The following is a 15,414-nucleotide window of genomic DNA, read 5'->3' on the forward strand; positions in this document are numbered from 1 at the left end:
CGACCATGCGTATTGCCATTCTTGACGATTACCAAAAACTTGCCCTGCAATCGGCTGACTGGTCTGCTGTCAAGGCGCATGGCGAGATTACGGTCTTTCATGACACAATCACCGACAAGAATGCGTTGCGTGACCGGTTGATGCCGTTTGACATCCTGTGTGTCATGCGCGAACGCACACCGATTTCCGGCGACCTGATCCGCAGTCTGCCCAATCTGAAACTGATCGTCACGTCGGGCAAACGCAATGCGGCAATTGATGTGGCAACCGCCCATGAATGCGGGATTACGGTCTGCGGAACGGAATCGCCGTCGACTGCGACACCGGAACTGGCATTTGCCCTGATGCTGGGACTTGCACGCAATATTGTGGGTGAAAATGCCTCGATGCGCAGTGGCGGCTGGCAGATCGGGCTGGGTCAGGATCTTGCCGGATCGACATTGGGTATTATCGGCCTTGGCCGTCTTGGGGCACAAATCGCCAAAATCGCCCAGGCCTTTGACATGCACATCACCGCATGGAGCACCAACCTGACACCGGAACGCTGTCAGGAAGTCGGTGTTGAATACAAACCCAGCAAGGAAGCCCTGTTGCGCGATGCCGATTTCGTCACCATCCATCAGCGTCTTTCAGACCGCACACGCGGCCTGATCGGCACCGAAGAATTCCGGCAGATGAAGAAAACCGCATTTCTGATCAATACATCACGCGGGCCGATTGTTGATGACGCAGCCCTGATTGATGCCGTCAACCAGGGCGAAATCGCCGGTGCAGGTATTGATGTCTATGATCAGGAACCGCTGCCGGCCGCCCATCCGCTGCGCAAATGCGACAAGCTGTTGCTGACCCCGCATCTGGGCTATGTCACCCGCCATACCTGGGATGTGTTTTATGGCCAGACGGTTGAGGCGGTGCTGGCCTGGATCAATGGTGATCCGATCCGGGTTCTTCCATCATAGCATCATCGCAAACGATATCTGCCGTCGCTTGTCCGGACGGACCGGGATCTTTATGTGACCACGGTTACTTTTTGGCCGTGATAGCGCGTTTGTGACTTGTGAAAAAATCAGGATAGATGACAATCATTCGCACGCAGGGGCCAGGACGCAAAACAGCGCCCCCCGCTGCGACGTGCGTTGATCTGATTTGTCTTTGTTACCGTCACCACCAGCCCCCCAATCCCCGTGTCACTCAGGACAGGAGCGCATGATGGAACGTCTGACTGCCAAGGATTTTTCGCCGGAACTGCTTGAACTATATGATTTTTACGCGCATGGAATGATTGACCGGCGCGAATTTCTTGATCGTGCGGGCCGCTATGCGGTTGGCGGCATGACGGCACTGGCCATCCTTAATGCCATGAGCCCGAATTACGCAATGGCCCATCAGGTTGATTTCACCGATCCCGACATTGTTGCCGAATATATCACCTATCCGTCCCCCAATGGCCATGGCGAGGTACGCGCCTATCTGGTCAAACCGGCCAATGTCACGGGCAAGGTTCCCGGTGTGGTGGTTGTTCACGAAAACCGCGGGCTTAACCCCTATATCGAAGATGTCGCACGCCGGGTCGCCAAGGCGGGCTTTATCGCCCTTGCCCCGGACGGTCTGACATCGGTTGGCGGTTATCCCGGCAATGATGACAAGGGTCGCGAATTGCAACGTACCGTCGATCCGACCAAACTGATGAATGACTTCTTTGCGGCCATTGAATTCCTGACCGCCCACGAAGCCACCACCGGGAAAACCGGCATTACCGGTTTTTGCTATGGTGGCGGGGTCGCCAATGCGGCTGCGGTTGCCTATCCCGATCTTGGTGCTGCTGTCCCGTTCTATGGCCGTCAGGCCGATGCCGCCGATGTTCCGCGCATTCAGGCACCGATCCTTTTGCAATATGGCGAACTTGATGAACGGATCAATGCCGGCTGGCCAGCCTATGAAGAAGCACTGAAAGCCAATAACAAGGTATATGAGGCCCATATCTATCCCGGTGCCAATCATGGTTTCCACAATGATTCCACACCGCGCTATGACAAGGAAGCCGCCGAATTGGCATGGCAACGCACCATCGACTGGTTCAACAAATACCTGAAATAGGCCGGTCCATTTGACGGACCAACCAGCCCGACACAGACAAAAAAAACACCGTGACCGACATCAACCGGTCACGGTGTTTCATCATATGCGCCTTGGGAAATTTCGGGCGGCTTAGTCGCCTGCCCGGTTATGCAGGGCCCAGTCGCCGTCGCTGAATCTGTCGCGGGCAAACTGGCCCTGATGCCAATAGGGATAGATCAAAGGTGGCTGGCTGACCTTGTCCAGACGGGTCAGGTCATCTTCATCAAGTTTAAGGTCAATCGCGCGGAAATTGTTGATGAATTGCTGTTCGGAGCTGCCACCGACAACCAGCGAAGATACCGCCGGGCGCGTCAGCAACCAGGCAAGTGCGACCTGGGCGGCTTCAACGCCGTGTTTTTCACCCACCGAGATCAGGACGTCAACTATATCCCACAAACGTCCTTGATCCCGGATGGGTGGTTCGGTCCAGCCCGCCTCTTGCCTTGACCCTTTTGCAACAGGATTTTGGCGGGTGTGTTTACCGCTCAGCAAACCGGCCGCCAACGGGCTCCAGACCAGAACACCTAACCCCTGATCGACCGAAACCGGAAGCAATTCATATTCCGCTTCGCGGGCTTCAAGGGTGTAATGGATTTGCTGCGTAACGAACCGGACGCGACGGTCGCGTTCGGATGCCTGCAACGATTTCATGATGTGCCAACCCGAATAGTTCGAACAACCGACATAGCGCACCTTGCCCTGTGTCACGAGGGTATCAAGAGCCGCCATCTTTTCTTCGACCGGTGTGACACCATCCCATTCATGCATGTAATAGATATCGATATGATCGGTTCTAAGATTGCGCAGCGACTTTTCGCATTCACGGATCAGGTGATAACGGCTGACACCTTCGTCATTTGGGCCGTCGCCAATGCGCATGCGGGCCTTTGACGTCACCAGAACCTGATCACGCCGCCCGTCAAGAACTTCACCAAGAATCTGTTCTGACAGGCCGGTCGAATACATGTTGGCGGTATCAAAAACATTCACGCCGTGATCAATGCAGCAATCGACAAGACGCCGTGCTTCGGGCACGCCCTGCTTGCCGACCATGGCAAACGGCCCCTGCCCGCCAAAGGTGAATGTGCCCATTGAAATGGCTGAGACTTTCAATCCGGATCGGCCAAGGGTTCTGTATTCCATGGTGGGTTCCTGCATTTATCAAAGACGAAAACTTTTGATGGCACGGCATGCGACCAGATCAGAGGGAGAGGCCAATCTGAACCGCATGCCGCCGCATCAGCGGTTACAAAATTCTGCAACCGTTTCGATCAAAAGGGCCGCGACCGTGCTGCCGGCATCCTGAAGACCTTTGCTTTTTTCGGCAAAGGCGGCTGCCTTGCCATGTTGCGCAACAAGGTTCTTTGTGGCCTCAAGCGCGGCCTTGGCATCGCCGGATGCCTTGCTTGTTGATTCTGCCAGTGACAATCCCGCTGCAACCGATGCTTCGAGGCTTTCGGCAATCGGTACCAGAACGTCGAGAACCGTCTTGTCCCCCAGCTTGGCCTTGCCGCGTTCGGCAATACCATCGGCATAGGCCCGCCAGAATGCGGCCATCTCGGCCGCACCGATTGCATCGGCATCGCCAAGCGCCTTGCCACCGCGCATGAAACCGGTCGCGGTCAGCGTCCCCATGGTTGACGGGGCGGCCTTTGCCATTGCTGCACCGGCCAGCATGAACTGTTTGCCCATCGGTGTATCGGTCTGGGCGGCGACCGTTGCCGCCGCTGCTTCGAAGGCGGCATTCATCGTAATGCCCAGATCGCTGTCACCGACCTTGGCATCAAGGGCGATCAGTTCATCGCGTTTGTCACGGAACGTCGCGTGCAGTGCTTCGAACAATGCGGTGATGTCACCGCTGGTAATCTTGTCCATCTTGGCCTCGGCTTACTTGGCAAAATGTTTGAAGAACGGGGTGTCGGCCTTGGCCGCCATCAGACGATCAAGTTCGTCATCAAGATGCAGCACCGAAACAGATGCCCCGGCCATTTCCATCGATGTCGCGAACTCGCCGATCCAGACATGCTTGACGTTGACCTTGCGTTCGCTCATCAGCTGATGGACGCGACGGAACAGGATATAAAGTTCTTCAAGCGGGGTGCCGCCAAGGCCGTTGACCAGGATGGCAACGCCGTCACCGGCCTTGTAATCCTGTTCGGCAAAGATCTTGTCCATCATCTCGTCAACCAGCGGGTCGGCAGCGGTTAGCTTTTTGCGGCTGATGCCGTTTTCGCCGTGGATACCCATGCCGATTTCCATTTCATCGGCACCGATTTCAAAGGACGGCTTGCCGATTTCCGGGATCACGCAGCTGCTTAGCGCGACACCGATGGTGCGCGTGCGATCCTTTGCCTTTTCGGCAACGCGGGCGACTTCTTCAAGTGACATGCCTTCTTCGGATGCGGCACCGGCGGCCTTATACAGGAAGAAAATCCCGGCAACGCCACGGCGCTTGTGTTCTTCGCCAACCACGGATGATGCAACATCGTCATTGCCGACCACCGAAAGAACCTTGATGTCTTCCATGTCGGCCAGTTCGGTCGCCATATCGAAATTGATGATGTCGCCGGTATAGTTGCCATAGATATAAAGAACGCCCGCACCCTGATCGATATATTTGGTGACTTCGAGCATCTGCTCGGCACTGGGCGACTGGAACACACCGCCTACGGCCGCACCATCAAGCATGCCTTCACCAACATAGCCCAGAAACAGCGGAAGGTGACCCGAACCGCCACCGGTCGCAATGCCGACCTTGCCCGGTTTCGGGGATGCTTTCACATAGCAGCGCTTGTCATCATTGACATAGGTGACGTCGCTGTTGGCGAGATAGATACCCTCAAGCATCTCATCGACGAAATTCTTGGGATCATTCAGAAACTTTTTCATGATTTTCTCTTTTATTTCGCAGGTTTGAATTTGCGCTGTCGGGTGACAAAGAAGGCCGCGGCAAGCAGGATGAACGCGCCGACAAACACACGCTGCCAGGTACTCGGAATGCCGACCATCACCAGAACGTTGTCGACAACAACCACCAGCAAAACACCCAGCATGGTGCCGATAACCGACCCGGTTCCCCCGGTGATCCGCGCCCCGCCAAGTACCACGGCTGCGATCACGGAAATCTCGGTTCCGACAAGATCAAACGGGTTGGCAAGCCGGTTCGCGGTGATATGGACAATCCCCGCCAGACCGGCCAATGCACCGGCATATCCAAAAACAAACAGGTGAACGATTTTGACGTTGTAACCCAGGCGTGCGGTGACTTCCGGATTGCCGCCCAGCGAAAAGATCGCCCGCCCCATCAGGGTACGCCGCATGATCCACCAGGTCAGAACCGCAACCACCGGCAGGATCAGGAAATAAACCGGAAGACTGACAATCGCGCCATTTGCGGTTTCAAACTCCAGAAGCGACAAACGACCGAATGTCGCCATCTCGCCGGGCAGTTCCATGATCCAGGTTGTCCCGATAAAGGCCAGCAACCCGCCCCGGAAGAAATATTGCGTCCCGATGGTCACAATCAGCGATGGCACGCGCAGCGTATAAACCAGAAAACCGTTCACAACGCCCAGAAACACACCGCCGGCAATCGCGATGGCAAACACCACAACAATCGACAGATCCGGCGCATATTTCTGAACCAGCAGCGTGATCGAATACATCGTCAATGCAGCAATGGCGGTAAAGGAAACATCAATCCCGCCCGCCGCAAGAATGACAAACACGCCCAGCGCAAACAGCCCGGTCACGACACTTGCCCGCCCGATATCAATCAGGGTGGAGGGCTGCAAAAATGCCGGATTGGCAATCGTCACGGCGATACAGATCGCCATCAGCAAAACAAGGGTGACAAATTCCGGTCGTTTGGCGATCAGACCGCTCAATCCGCCGCCCGGCCCGGCATTTGCCGCGGCCTGATTATGCGAGGTTCCAGCCGCACTCATGCTGCACCTTCCTGTACTGAACCAAGCATCGCCTGGTAGATCTCGTCTTCATTTGCGCCCGCGCCGTTCAGATCGGCGACGATTTCACCGGCACTCATCACAAGAATGCGGTCGCAATTCTGCAAAAGTTCGGGAAGGTCATCACTGACGATGACAAGTCCGATGCCCTGTTCGGCCATTTTCTGGATGGTCTGGTAAATCGCATCCTTTGATCCGACATCGACACCGACCGTCGGCCCGTGCAGCACCAGAATTTCCGGATCGATGCTCAGCCAGCGGCCAATCAGAACGCGCTGCTGGTTACCGCCCGAAAGCGCCGATACCGGCAATTCGATATCCGCGGTATTCAGGCGCATCTTTTCGGAAATGTCGCGGGCAATTTCCTTGCCCTTTTTCATGTCGAGAATGCCGAACTTGCTGGCAAGTTTGCGCAGGATCAGCGCGATTTCATTCTGATAGATCGACTTGTCAAGAAACAGGCCTTCCGACAGGCGGTCTTCGGGGACATAGCCGATCCCCGCATCAATTGATTCCGACGCGCTATGGATGCGCACCGGCTTGCCATTGACCGAAATCGAACCGCCAGCCGCCGGTTTGATCCCGGCAATCGCCAGTGCCAGTTCGTTCCTGCCGGAATCCGAAAGCCCGGTAATGCCAAGAACCTCGCCCTTATGCAGTTTGAAGCTGACATCGCGAAAACGCCCGGGCACTTCAAGACGATCCAGCACCATCAGGGTTTCGGCCGATGGCGCCCCGGTGCGATAACGTTTTTCACTGATCTTGCGTCCGGTCATCAGTTCGGCAAGATCCGTGCGGCTGTAATTGTTGATCGGCCCCTGGGCAACGCATTGGCCGTCACGGAAGACTATGGCATGGCCACCGATCCGGTAACATTCTTCGAGTTTGTGGGTAACGAACAGCACGGCCACATTTCGCGACCGCAGTTTTGACACCACATCAATCAGGTTTTCGACCTCGCGCCGGGTCAGCGACGTGGTCGGTTCATCCATGATCACAAGACGCGCTTCGCACGCAATGGCGCGCGCAATCGCCACAAGCTGACGAATGGCAAGCGGAAGGTCAGACACAATGGTCGACAACAATTCCGCCGTAACATTCAGCCCGACCTGCGACAGGGCCTTGGTTGCGGTTTCTTTCAAACGTGCGCGGTCAAGCGTGCGCAAAAGGCGACCATGGCCTTCGACAAGCTGCTCGCCAAGCGCAACATTTTCCATCACGGTCAGATTGGGGATCAGCGACAGGTCCTGATAAACCGTCTCGATCCCGAAATCGAGTGACTGGATCGGCGTCAGTTCATCATGAACCTCGCCATCAAGAATGATCTGTCCTTCGCTGGGCGGATGCGCACCAGCCATGATCTTGATTACGGTACTTTTGCCACATCCGTTTTCACCAAGCAGGTGATAGACCTCACCAGCCTGAAGCGACATGTCCACCCCTCTGAGGGCATGCACACCGCCAAACCGTTTGTGGATGTTTCGCAGCTCAAGGAAGCAGCGATTTTGCGGATCTTGCTTGGTCACCAGTTATTCCCTTTCTGCTGACGTTTCTGTCAGGCATAGCCATGCGGTCCGGCGCATTGTGCGTTGCGCCGGACCACTGGCATCAGGTGATCTTAGAAAAGGTAGTCCTTGTAGGTGTCCTTGTCGGCCAGCACCATGCCGTTACCAACAATCAGAAGACCCTTGCCTGCACCCGGTTTGACGGTGACGCTTTCATAGCCTTCAACACCAAGATCCATACCGTCGGTAATTTCCTTGCCTTCGAGCATGAATTTCGCGACCGCATTCATCGCCATGCCGGCTTTCTGCGGATCCCAGAAACCGATCGCGGTGATGGCACCGGAATCCAGATACGCTGCCGACGGGTTCGGAAGACCGGTACCGACCAGGCAAACCTTGCCAGCCAGACCTGCCTCTTCGATCGCACGGCCTACACCCAGAACATCGTTACCAGCCGAGGTCTGGAACCCTTTGATATCGGGATGTTTGCGCAGGATTTCCTTGGCCTTTTCATAGGTGCCGTTGGCATCATCGAACGATTCATTGTTCGGATCGACCAGTTCCATGCCCGGATATTTCTTGGCATTTTCTTCACCGGCACCAACCCACTGCATGTGGGTACGGCTGCCCAGCGAACCGACAAAGGTGGTCCATTTGCCTTCGCCACCCATGCACTGGGCCAGACGTTCGTTCAGTGCCGCACCGTAATCGGCATTGTCAAAGGCCTCGATATCGGCGTGGGTGTTGGCCTGGTTGTCGGCTTCGTGGGTGACGATGATCGTGCCACGATCCATCGCACGGCCCAGGATACCTTCAAGAATATCCGGATCCATCGGCACAACCGCCAGCGCATCCACACCGGTTGCCACCAGATCCTGAACGATCTGAAGCTGCTGTGCGGAATCCGCAGTTGCCGGACCGACTTGGCGAATGTCCATTTCCGGGTTCTGTTCGGCGAATTTGTTCACGCCGGTTTCCATACGGTCAAACCACGGAATACCGCTGATTTTAACAACCGTGGTGATGGCCTTGCCATCCTGTGCCGATGCCGGTGCGGCAGCACCGACCATGGACAGGGCAGCAACCGCAAAGGCAGAGCTTTTCAAAAGTGTCGAAATTTTCATTGTTTTCCTCCCGAATTGGAAAATTCTATTAGGCAGACAGTGCCCTCGTTCCTTGTTTTTATTTCCGTGCTTGAGGGCGTTGCACAGATGCCGTGACCGCGCGAAATTGCGGACTGAAAAAGTCCGTCAGACGGAACCGTCCGATGGCCAGGAAACCAAGAAGCAAGGCACCCCAGGCAAAATCGCGGACAAAATTGGAAAGCCCCATGAAGTTGAGCATGCTCGACATCATCTGAAGGGCGATGGCAGACAGGACCACACAGACAACACGTCCATATCCGCCTTCCGGACGCACCCCGGCCATGACGGCAATCAGGATGGCCACCAGAAGATAGGATGTGCCGTAGTCCCATTTCACATTGATGGTTCGTGCCGCGATGATGATACCGGCCAGCGATGACAGAACGCCGCTGACGGTATAGGTCGCGATAATCACCTTGTTCTGCGGGAAACCTGCATATTCGGACGCCTTGGGGTTCGATCCGTTAAGCATCAGCCACAGACCAAACGGCGTATAGCGCAGAACAAAACCGATCAGACAGGCAACCGCGATGAACAGAAGAAAGCTGATCGGGATTTCAAACAGGAACCCGTTGCCGATTTCATAAAGGGGGCCCGGCGCACCAACACGCACCGACCGCCCGTCGGACAGAACCACCGCCAGTCCGATAAAGAACATCTGCGTACCAAGGGTGCAAAGGATCGCCGTGATTTTCAGATAGGCGATCAGCAATCCATTCAGCAATCCGCCCAGCAGCCCGACCGCCAGCGCAACCAGAATGAAGAACAGCGAAAACATGCCCGGGTCGCTTGATGCCGAAAAGTGACCGGCAACAAGCGTTGCCGCAGCAACGCCGGACAGATTTGCAAGCGCAATACCCGAAAGTTCGATACCGCCATTGCCCACCGACATTGCCAGCATGACACCGATCGCCAGCAACCCGATTTCCGGCACCTGACCGGCCATCGACTGCAGGTTAAACAATGAGAGATAGTTCCCACCAGATACAATGGCGCCAGCTGTCATGAGCACCACAATAAGTGCCACCAGGACAGTGAAATGCCCGTCTTTGGTACGCATAAATCCTCCCTTATGCGTTTAGTAAATTTTTTGTTTTGTTGACTAAAACTACCAACTCATTTTTATGTTGGCAAGCAGGCACTTTCACTAAAATACTCAGTGCAAGGTTGCATTGCGCCGTGCAGAATGTTTATTAAACAAACTAAACAAGAAAAAATCAGGGACGGGACCCCGGGGACAACCATATGAAAAAAAACAATAAAACCACGATCAAAGAGATTGCCGAACGTGCAGGCGTTTCGCCGTCTACCGTGTCGCTCGTGCTGAATGGAAAAGGCGAAATTTCCGGAACCACCCGTTCGCGGGTTCTTGAGGTCGTGTCATCCCTGAACTACACACCGCGCACACCGAAAAAACGCGCAACAACCCAGAAAACCATCAAGTTTCTCAAGATTGCCAAGCACGGTCATACGGTTAACCGCGACCACAGCCACTTCATTTCCGATTACATTGATGGCATGTCGCAAGAAGCGACGAGTCGGGGCTACAAATTACAGGTCCTGAGCTACGAGAATGTTACTGCAGACGACATTACCGACATTCTCGCGACCTCGGATGCGACCGCCGTCATCGTCCTGGGCACGGAATTAAGCCGCGAAGACATTCAGAAAATCCAGGATCTGCACTTACCGATTGTTTTTATTGATACTTTCTATGATCTGGTCGAAGCCAATTTTGTCGATATGAACAATGGCGACGCTGTTTATACAGTCCTTGAGCACCTAAAAAGTCTTGGTTTTACTAAAATTGGCTATGTCGGCAGTGAAACACAGACCCGGAACTTTGCCCTGCGCAAGGACGCCTTTATCAACAACATGGCGACCCTTGGCCTGCCGGTGGCCCCTGAACATGTGCTGTCGATCGGATCGACCCTGTCATCGGCCTATGAGGACAGCGTTGATGCCCTGGGCAAGGACATCGCCGAGGCCTATTTTTGTGCCAATGACATCATGGCCTATGGCTTTACCAAGGCGCTGAAGGAAAAAGGCTACAAGGTACCCGAAGATGTATCGGTGATCGGTTTTGACAACCTTCCCATGAGCATCACACTCGACCCGCCATTGACCACCATTGATGTGTCCAAACGCAAAATCGGCAGCATGGCGATCACAGTACTTGATGAGCTGATCAATGCCGACACCATGCCCCCTGCGGTCAAGGTGCTGGTTGGTGCGCAACTGATCAAACGCGCCAGCACGCGCCCCAAAAACGGATAGCAGCACCCCCAAACCTGTTTGGGCCATCGGCACGGATACAGCATCCTGCGTGACCGGATGATCGGCCGTACTGGACCTTCTGGCGCCGGCGTCTCTGGCGCAGAACCCTCTGCCCTGCATGCACCCGCCAACACCCGCCATCCAAGCCCGTTTGCCCCCAGTTAGCCCACCACCCCAAAAGATGGATCAGGAACTTTCACGCATCCGGGTTCTGAACTGGCGCGGTGTTTCCCCGGCCTGGGCGGAAAAGAACCGGGTGAAATAGGACGGGCTTGAAAATTCAAGCATATAGGCGATCTCGGAAATTGGCAGATCGGAAAAAACCAGCTTGCGCTTGGCAGCCAGCAACAGGCGGTCACTGATCATTTCCCCGGCTGTTTTACCGGTAACCGTCTTGACCGTGCGGCTCAGATGGGTAGTGGTGACCGACAACATGTCGGCATAATCGGCCACCGAAAACTTGTCGGTTTCGTGCTGTTCAAGCAGGGTCTGAAAACGGTTTACCAGTTGCTGTTGGCGACCCGATGACTGATCATTGAAATCGGGGTTGGCCGACAATCCGCGATTAAGCGAAATCAGCAACAACATGAACAGGGATTCGAGTGCGACATTGCGCTCCTCGCCCAGTTTTTTATGTTCCTTTTCAACCTGCTGAACCAGTCCGAGTGTCTCGCTCAAAAGATCACGATGCAACGCCCCGACAACCAGTTGCGGCCGCCCGATCCAGTTCTGGCACCAGCCGTTATGTTTGCCAATCCGCATCACATCAATGGTCGGAACCGTGATCACCCAGCCATTCATGCCAACCTGATAGTCAAAGGCATGACTGCAAAGTGCGGGCAACCACACAATGGCCGGCCCGACGATGTCGCGTGACAGGTAATCGATTTGCCCCTTCACCCGTCCGTCGCCAAACACAAACATCTGGGCCAGACCTTCGTGATAATGCGGCTCGACCGACCAGCCGTGAATATGGCTGCGCTCGACAATACGTTCGCAATTCAAAAAGCCGACATGATCGGACGGATCCCCCAAAACATAACGTTCCCGATCAAGATGCGTCTGGGTCATCGGCCATCCAAATGTTGAAATATTGAAATTTTAAATCCGTTGCGTGGCTTGTTCGAAACCCCGTGTCGCGGAACAATCACCACAACATGGCGCACGGAAGACTTTGCACTCTTTCGTCAGAAAAACAAGGCATACCAAGCTAAATCGGGAGAACATCCATGACAACCATTGCAATTGCGGGCGCTGGCATTGGCGGCCTGACGGCGGCACTTTATCTACATCGCAAGGGCTTCGATGTGAAAGTTTTCGAAGCGGTAAAGGAAATCAAACCGCTGGGGGTCGGCATCAATGTCATGCCCCATTCGTCGAAATTGCTGCATGATCTTGGCTTGGGTGACAAACTTGACTTCACCGGCATTCGCACCCGCTGCATCGAATATCGCACCAAATTCGGGCATGTGATCCAGTCCGACCCGCGTTGCGTCGAAGCAGGCTTTCCCGCCCCGCAATATTCAATCCATCGCGGTGCCTTGCAGTTTCTGTTGCTGTCCGAAGTCCATAACCGCGTCGGCCCCGGATCGGTTCAGACCGGCATCCCGGTGACCGGTTATCGTCAGAATGACGACGGGGTGACCGTCCTGTTTCAGGACGGATCGGAATTTGCCGCCGACTTCCTGATCGGCGCAGAAGGACTGCGTTCCCAAATCCGCCAGCAAATGCATCCCGACGAAGGCCCGCTGAAATATGAAGGCACCATGATGTTCCGCGGTGCTGTTGAAATGGACATGATCGGCGATGGCAAAACCATGGTGATTGCCGGGGATCACGATGTAAAATTCGTCACCTACCCGATCAGTGAAAAACTCCGCAAACAGGGCAAGGCACTGACAAACTGGGTGGCAGAACTGCGCCACAGCAGCCCGCGCCACATTGACGATGCAGACTGGACCCGCGGGGCAACGATTGATTACATCACGCCGTTTCGCGAATTCCAGATGGGGGACATGAATTGCGCCGCCATCATGGAAGCAACCGACATCGTCACCGAATTCCCGATGGTTGATCGCGACCCGCTGGATTTCTGGACCGATGGGCGGGTGACCCTTTTGGGGGATGCGGCCCATCCGATGTATCCGATCGGCGCCAACGGGGCCAGCCAAGCCATTCTTGATGCCCATATGCTGGCCGAATGCCTGGGGCAACAAAACAGTCCCGACGGACTTTTGGCCTATGAAAACAACCGTCGTCCCGCCACGGCCAATGTCGTTCTCAGCAACCGTCAGGGCGGCCCCGAACGGGTTCTTGATATCGCGGCATCACGTGTCACCGGCCCCGATGATCGGATCGAAGACCTGATCACGCCCGAAGAACTCGAACAGGTCGCAGCCGGGTATCGCAATGTCGCCGGTTTCCAGAAAAAGGCGGTGTGATCCATGTCGATTTTCAATGTGGGCTTTGACCGCCAAGGCACCGCCGTCCAGGTCCGTTTCCAAAAGGGCGGGCGTTCCGACCTTGGCCCCGAACTTGATGCGATCAAGGCAAAACGGCCACTGGTTCTGACCACCCCGGAACAGGTTGATCAGGGCGAAGCCCTTATTGACACGCTTGCCGGTCGTGCAGCCGGTCTTTATACCCGCGCCACCATGCACACGCCGGTTGATATCACCCGGGATGCGCTGGAAACGGTCAAGAAATCCAATGCAGATTGCGTGATTGCCATTGGTGGCGGATCGACGATCGGACTGGGCAAGGCGATTGCCTATCACACCGATCTGCCGCAAATCGTGTTGCCCACCACCTATGCCGGGTCCGAAGCAACCCCGGTTCTGGGGCAGACCGAAAACGGGGTCAAATCGACGCTGAAATCCGAACGCGTCCAGCCCGAAGCCATCCTTTATGACGCGGAACTTGTGCGCAGCCTGCCGATTCCGATGTCGGTCACAAGCGGTCTGAACGCCATGGCGCATGCGGTCGAAGCCCTTTACGCCCGCGATGCCAACCGCCTTTCAAGTGAACTTGCGCTTTCGGGTTTGCGGGCCTTTGTCACCGGTCTGCCGGTGGTGGTGTCATCGCCTGATGATCTGGATGCCCGTGAAGACACCCTGTTCGGCGCCTGGACATGCGGGGCGGTGCTGGCACAGGTTGGCATGGCCTTGCATCACAAACTTTGTCACACTCTTGGCGGTACCCTGAACTTACCGCACGCGGCGACCCATGCGATCATACTTCCGCATGCCACCGCCTATAACGAAGCCGCTGCACCTGAAAAACTCGCCCCGCTTGCTGCCATTCTTGGCAGCGATACCGCTGGCGGCGGGCTTTTTGATTTTGCCGGAAAACTTGGCGCACCGACGGATTTGAAGTCCCTTGGCGTTGCCGAGCCTGATCTGGACCGGGTTGCTGATCTGGCTGTGCAAAATCCCTACTGGAATCCTGTCGCAATCGAACGCCGGGCCATTCGGGCCCTGCTGCAAAATGCCTATGACGGGGTTCGTCCAGAAACGGGAGTCACATCATGACCGGCTTTTTCACCGAAGAAAATTCAGCCCAGACCGTCAATGCCCGGATGGGTGATGACATTGACCCGCGTCTGAAAACCATCATGACCGCACTGGTCAAACATTTGCACGCCTTCGTCAAGGAAGTCGAACTGACCGAAGACGAATGGAACAGCGCCATCGCGTTTCTGACCAAAACCGGTCAGATCTGTAGCAATGAACGCCAGGAATACATTCTACTAAGCGACGTTCTGGGTGTCTCGATGCTGGTCGATGCGATCAATAACCGGCGCCCGGACGGTGCCACCGAAAACACTGTTTTCGGTCCCTTCCACGTCAAGGACGCGCCGGTCCGCCAGATGGGCGACAGCATCTCGCTTGATGGCAAAGGCGAACCTTGCCTGTTTACCGGCCGGGTTCTTGATCTGGATGGCAATCCGGTCAAAGGGGCTAAAATTGATGTCTGGTCGGACAATGCCGATGGCTTTTACGACGTCCAGCAACCAGACAGTCAGCCCAAATGGAACAATCGCGGCATCTTCGTCACCGGTTCGGACGGCGCATACAGTTTCGTCGGTATCAAACCAGTCAGCTACCCGATCCCCGATGACGGCCCGGTTGGCAAGATGCTGGCTGCCCTTGGGCGTCATCCGTTTCGCCCGGCCCATACCCATTTTCTGGTTACCGCACCGGGATATCAGAAACTGGTGACCCACACCTTTGTCGGGGACGATCCGTATCTGTCATCCGACACGGTATTTGGCGTCAAGGAAACCCTTGTTGCCCCGTTCGAACCCAACCCGGATGGCACCACAAAATGGGTATCGAAGTTTGACTTCATTCTGGTGCCAGAAACCTGACCGGGATGGCGCACCGCATGAAACACCCGGCACAA

Annotated in this window: 14 protein-coding genes; 6 read left to right on the plus strand and 8 right to left on the minus strand. The window is 55.4% G+C overall.

Features of this window, described 5'->3' with window-relative positions; genetic code table 11:
- Window positions 1-5 precede the first annotated feature (5 nt).
- Window positions 6-959 carry a D-2-hydroxyacid dehydrogenase family protein gene (locus SIB88_RS19265; RefSeq protein WP_412558832.1) on the plus strand — a complete coding sequence of 318 codons (954 nt, stop codon included), beginning with the start codon at window positions 6-8 and terminating at the stop codon, window positions 957-959.
- A 247-nt stretch (window positions 960-1,206) separates the two neighbouring features.
- The gene (gene yghX, locus SIB88_RS19270; protein ID WP_412558833.1) at window positions 1,207-2,097 is read left to right on the plus strand and encodes a YghX family hydrolase; all 891 of its coding nucleotides are present in this window, start codon (window positions 1,207-1,209) and stop codon (window positions 2,095-2,097) included.
- A gap of 111 nt (window positions 2,098-2,208) precedes the next feature.
- On the opposite strand, the gene SIB88_RS19275 is transcribed toward yghX, so the two are convergent.
- The 7 genes from SIB88_RS19275 to SIB88_RS19305 all read right to left on the minus strand — a co-directional run bounded on the left by SIB88_RS19275 (window position 2,209) and on the right by SIB88_RS19305 (window position 9,793).
- On the minus strand, window positions 2,209-3,261 hold the full coding sequence (locus SIB88_RS19275; protein WP_068518409.1) for an aldo/keto reductase: 1,053 nt from the start codon (window positions 3,259-3,261) through the stop codon (window positions 2,209-2,211).
- A gap of 96 nt (window positions 3,262-3,357) precedes the next feature.
- Window positions 3,358-3,993: a DAK2 domain-containing protein gene (locus SIB88_RS19280; protein ID WP_412558834.1), complete on the minus strand. Its 636-nt coding sequence runs from the start codon at window positions 3,991-3,993 to the stop codon at window positions 3,358-3,360.
- Between the two features lie 12 nt (window positions 3,994-4,005).
- Window positions 4,006-5,007: a dihydroxyacetone kinase subunit DhaK gene (locus SIB88_RS19285; protein WP_068518404.1), complete on the minus strand. Its 1,002-nt coding sequence runs from the start codon at window positions 5,005-5,007 to the stop codon at window positions 4,006-4,008.
- Window positions 5,008-5,018: 11 nt separating this feature from the next.
- Entirely contained in the window at window positions 5,019-6,065 is a 1,047-nt protein-coding gene (locus SIB88_RS19290; protein ID WP_082817772.1) for an ABC transporter permease, read from the minus strand.
- Window positions 6,062-7,609, minus strand: a complete 1,548-nt coding sequence (locus SIB88_RS19295; protein WP_170310216.1) for a sugar ABC transporter ATP-binding protein — start codon at window positions 7,607-7,609, stop codon at window positions 6,062-6,064. Before SIB88_RS19295 ends, SIB88_RS19290 begins: the two co-directional genes overlap by 4 nt.
- A 92-nt stretch (window positions 7,610-7,701) precedes the next feature.
- Window positions 7,702-8,712, minus strand: a complete 1,011-nt coding sequence (locus tag SIB88_RS19300; protein ID WP_206928175.1) for a substrate-binding domain-containing protein — start codon at window positions 8,710-8,712, stop codon at window positions 7,702-7,704.
- A gap of 58 nt (window positions 8,713-8,770) precedes the next feature.
- Window positions 8,771-9,793 carry an ABC transporter permease gene (locus SIB88_RS19305; RefSeq protein WP_068518401.1) on the minus strand — a complete coding sequence of 341 codons (1,023 nt, stop codon included), beginning with the start codon at window positions 9,791-9,793 and terminating at the stop codon, window positions 8,771-8,773.
- 185 nt (window positions 9,794-9,978) lie between these two features.
- On the opposite strand from SIB88_RS19305, the gene SIB88_RS19310 reads away from it, so the two are divergent.
- Window positions 9,979-11,010, plus strand: coding sequence for a LacI family DNA-binding transcriptional regulator (locus SIB88_RS19310; protein ID WP_412558835.1), 1,032 nt, complete (start codon window positions 9,979-9,981; stop codon window positions 11,008-11,010).
- A 186-nt stretch (window positions 11,011-11,196) separates the two neighbouring features.
- Here SIB88_RS19310 and SIB88_RS19315 read toward each other — a convergent pair whose 3' ends face one another.
- Complete coding sequence (locus tag SIB88_RS19315; RefSeq protein WP_412558836.1) at window positions 11,197-12,081, minus strand: helix-turn-helix domain-containing protein; 885 nt, start codon at window positions 12,079-12,081, stop codon at window positions 11,197-11,199.
- 158 nt (window positions 12,082-12,239) lie between these two features.
- Here SIB88_RS19315 and SIB88_RS19320 point away from each other — a divergent pair, with 158 nt between their 5' ends.
- Genes SIB88_RS19320 through SIB88_RS19330 form a run of 3 tightly spaced genes read left to right on the plus strand, consistent with a single transcriptional unit; the run spans window position 12,240 to window position 15,379 of the window.
- Complete coding sequence (locus tag SIB88_RS19320) at window positions 12,240-13,451, plus strand: FAD-dependent monooxygenase (protein WP_412558837.1); 1,212 nt, start codon at window positions 12,240-12,242, stop codon at window positions 13,449-13,451.
- 3 nt (window positions 13,452-13,454) lie between these two features.
- Window positions 13,455-14,540 (plus strand): maleylacetate reductase, encoded by a 1,086-nt coding sequence (locus tag SIB88_RS19325; protein WP_412558838.1) that lies wholly within the window; start codon window positions 13,455-13,457, stop codon window positions 14,538-14,540.
- On the plus strand, window positions 14,537-15,379 hold the full coding sequence (locus SIB88_RS19330; protein ID WP_412558839.1) for an intradiol ring-cleavage dioxygenase: 843 nt from the start codon (window positions 14,537-14,539) through the stop codon (window positions 15,377-15,379). Before SIB88_RS19325 ends, SIB88_RS19330 begins: the two co-directional genes overlap by 4 nt.
- The last annotated feature ends 35 nt before the right edge of the window (window positions 15,380-15,414 follow it).

This window comes from Thalassospira sp. MIT121401 (genome assembly GCF_047125595.1).
Lineage (GTDB): Bacteria > Pseudomonadota > Alphaproteobacteria > Rhodospirillales > Thalassospiraceae > Thalassospira > Thalassospira povalilytica.